At 42.1% G+C, this 3,240-nt stretch carries 4 protein-coding genes and 1 pseudogene; all 5 read right to left on the reverse strand.

What is annotated here, in order from left to right; genetic code table 11:
- Positions 1-102 precede the first annotated feature (102 nt).
- Positions 103-594 carry a PilX family type IV pilin gene (locus HMPREF1051_RS07710; RefSeq protein ID WP_003766745.1) on the reverse strand — a complete coding sequence of 164 codons (492 nt, stop codon included), beginning with the start codon at positions 592-594 and terminating at the stop codon, positions 103-105.
- 17 nt (positions 595-611) lie between these two features.
- Positions 612-1,229 carry a pilus assembly PilX family protein gene (locus HMPREF1051_RS07715; protein ID WP_003766744.1) on the reverse strand — a complete coding sequence of 206 codons (618 nt, stop codon included), beginning with the start codon at positions 1,227-1,229 and terminating at the stop codon, positions 612-614.
- The gene (locus HMPREF1051_RS07720) at positions 1,208-2,185 is read right to left on the reverse strand and encodes a PilW family protein (RefSeq protein ID WP_003766738.1); all 978 of its coding nucleotides are present in this window, start codon (positions 2,183-2,185) and stop codon (positions 1,208-1,210) included. The genes HMPREF1051_RS07715 and HMPREF1051_RS07720 overlap by 22 nt, the downstream gene beginning before the upstream one ends.
- Positions 2,185-2,859 carry a type IV pilus modification protein PilV gene (gene pilV, locus HMPREF1051_RS07725; RefSeq protein WP_003766740.1) on the reverse strand — a complete coding sequence of 225 codons (675 nt, stop codon included), beginning with the start codon at positions 2,857-2,859 and terminating at the stop codon, positions 2,185-2,187. The genes HMPREF1051_RS07720 and pilV overlap by 1 nt, the downstream gene beginning before the upstream one ends.
- A 17-nt stretch (positions 2,860-2,876) precedes the next feature.
- Positions 2,877-3,240 (reverse strand): annotated as a pseudogene (locus HMPREF1051_RS14870) (prepilin-type cleavage/methylation domain-containing protein); the annotation flags it as partial.

The following is a 3,240-nucleotide window of genomic DNA, read 5'->3' on the forward strand; positions in this document are numbered from 1 at the left end:
AAAACTGCACTTTAGTGAACCTACTAAAGTGCAGTTTAATCTATTCTAAAGCCTAAAACACCATTTCAGACGACCTTCTTAGCAGAGAATGTGCTATTTTCTCTACTTTTTATTTGAAACAGGTTCGCAACCAGTATTACCGTTTTTAGTTGTTAACTTGGCTTTGGCCGATTCTGCATCGGTACATTTGTAGGCATTACCCAAACTATCCATCCAAACGGAAAGTTTGTAATTCGTCCCACTTTTCGGGGTAGCAAAAAGATAATAGGCTCTGCTGTGTTTAGAGTCCTTATCTTTCATTGCGCCACTGAAATCATATTTAGCCGCAACCTCAGATGTAGCCTGATATTTTTTAAAAAACCCAGCGTCCCCCTCAATTTCATCTTTCATTTTGAGGGCGGGGTTTTTGACCAGTTTGGTTTTCAAGGAATTATTGATGATAACCAATTCCGCATGTGCCTGAGATTGATAGCCGCGTTCAATGTAATGAATATAGGAAGGGTAAGCGATGGTACTGAGGATGCCGATGATAGCAACGACAATCAACATCTCAACCAGCGTAAACCCTTGAAATTTAGTGATAGACGTATTCATGATTTTATCTATTTATTTTATTCGTTGGCTACATAAGATTGCAGCATGACTACCGTATTTTCGTTTTTTCCCCACGCTTTCGCAGTGACGCGATAAATGGTACGGTTGTCGGTAGAATTGGTGCTTAGGTATTCGATAATGTAGCGGGGAGGTTTTTTAGCCCCGCTATTTTTATCAAGCGGATACTCTCTACCATTAACATTAATACATTCTGTTTCTTTCTTAGAATATGAATCAAGACATTCTGCATGCTTTCTTTTCCAAGCTTCTTCAACTTTGCTCAGATCTGCCTCGCCTTTAACATCAATAATACCAGTTGGGGTAGTGTATTCTTTAACACTAAGCTGTTTAGCTCTGCAAAGCCCCTTGGAACATTGATCATTAAAAATCTGCGTGCCTTCTTCAATAGAATAGATATAGTCCTCACCTTCGCGTAATGCCGCCTCAGCAAGTGTAGTAGCAAATTTATGGTCGGCATCATTGGTACTGATTCGCTGCTCAGTATTGTAGGACTGGGTTGCCGTAACGACGAGCAGGGCAATGACGATCATGATCATCAGGACGATGAATAATGCAAAGCCTTTTTGTGCAGAAGCTTTAGCGGGAAGATAGTTTAGAGTAATCGGTCTGCGCATTTGTTTCCTCCGCGTACAGTTGCATTGATTTGATAGAGTTGAACTTTGTTTTCATCATTGCTTCCGCCAGCATTAATACTGCCGCTGTTCAACAGGAGTTCGATAGAGGCTGGAGTTTCATCACCAGACAGTGTCGGAGTATATTTAAATGTTTCATCTTTTGTCTTATCCTCCTCCTGCTTCTGAGCATTTCCGGCAGGAGTTGGAGTAGGTGCAGACGCAGATGCCGTTTCACTTTCCTCAAATGTTTCAGGACAATTTTGGGTATAAAAGTAATGAATACTCATACTTTCTATTCCCTTAATCAGCAACTGCGGATTGCTCCACTCACCTTTGTCTGTTAGTTGGAAACGGTAAAGACCTTTTTGCCCTCCGGCAGTACCGACAGCATAGGCATTCACCTCATGTTTCATTATGGAAATATTGCCCGCTTGTGAACCATCTGTCTTCAAATCTGCTTTAATATCAGTAATTAGCTTTCCTGGTTTGGTAATGTTTGTGCAGCTACTGGCCACTACTGTTGTCGCATTTTGTGATGCGGTATCTATGCCGTATTGGAAAATCAGCGCCTTACCGCTCTGGGTAAAGTCCTTTACACCTAAAGAATCTGTTTCTCTGACGGCAGGAAGCATTTTTCCACTACCTTTAAGTTTGAGAAAATCTTTGGAGCCAGAGTCAGCGATAACGGCTTGGGCATCATAGGCCGACATATTGAAACAGCCGAAATTTCCTGCCATACGGGCATCACGTACGATTTGATTTGACGCATTGCGCAAATCCTGCTGAACATTTAAGCGCGCTGTGGCAGCAGTATTCAAACTGCGTGCAGTGAAATAGCTGGAGCTGACGGCTAGTAGGACTATCATGCTCAATGCGCTTGCTACAAGGAATTCAATCAGACTGAAGCCTTGCATACCTGTTTTGACCGGAATGTGTGAACGGTTTTTATTATTCATTATTTTTCCCTTACGCGTACTTGGTAGGTGTAAATGATGGAATCTTCATATGTTTTGACATCACTTGCGGCTTTACCGCCTTCCAAATCTTTAAGCCATAATACTTTGATAACAGTATCGGCACCTGCTTTTTTATCGCAATTTTCGTGAAAAGCCCCGTCATAAGTAGGCTCCTTATTCAAACTATCTTGGCATACTGAATAGTAGAACGCGGAGTCAGGAAGAGCTGCTTTCAGTTCGTCATGAAATTTACCAAGCTGTGCTTTAGCCAACTCTTCTTTTTTCATACTCTCTTTCAGCGGTCCTTTTTTCAACGGCTCAGTAGAGGAATCACCATATGTGGTGTAGTAATCCCTATAATTTTTACACCACCCTCTATCGCGCCCACTCTTGGTAGCTCCCGCTTGATGAGTATCGCATTTTTCAAGTCTAGGATTAATCAGCATCCCTTCGACTAAATTTTGAGTAAGTTGCGATACGATAGTCTGTCCTTCCGCTTCGCGAACGCTGGAAACGGTACGCAACTGGATGGCGAGCAGGGCGAGAACGCCGATTGCAAGAACAAACATGGCAACCAAGACTTCAATTAAAGTCATACCCGACTGATATGGCTTAGAGAAACTTATTGAACTCGTTTTCAGACGACCTTTTTTATGTAATGTCATGGGTTTCATAGAGCTATATTTTATTGTTAGGGTTGTTTGTTGGATTTTGCTTTAGATTCTGCATATTTACAGAGATCGCGTGAATCTGATTTGGCGCAGATTTCCACTCGTCCGCTACTGTCAACCAACACAATGCTGGCGCGAGACTTTTTGGTACTTTCTGTGGTTGCGGCGGAATCGGTCATGCTGATTTTGATATAGCCGTCCGAGTAGGTAAAATCTGTTTTTTTACTGGGTTTATTGACAGAATAGCCAAAAGTACCGTTCGGCTGGAATGCGAAGAAAACAGGCTGTGAATCAGAGTCTTTGCCACCGAATTTGACATGGTCAAATTGATAGGTGACTTTATTCGCATCCTTAGCGTTCAATACAATAGTGCGCAGGAAAATA

Source organism: Neisseria sicca VK64 (genome assembly GCF_000260655.1).
GTDB classification, from domain to species: Bacteria; Pseudomonadota; Gammaproteobacteria; order Burkholderiales; family Neisseriaceae; genus Neisseria; species Neisseria sicca_B.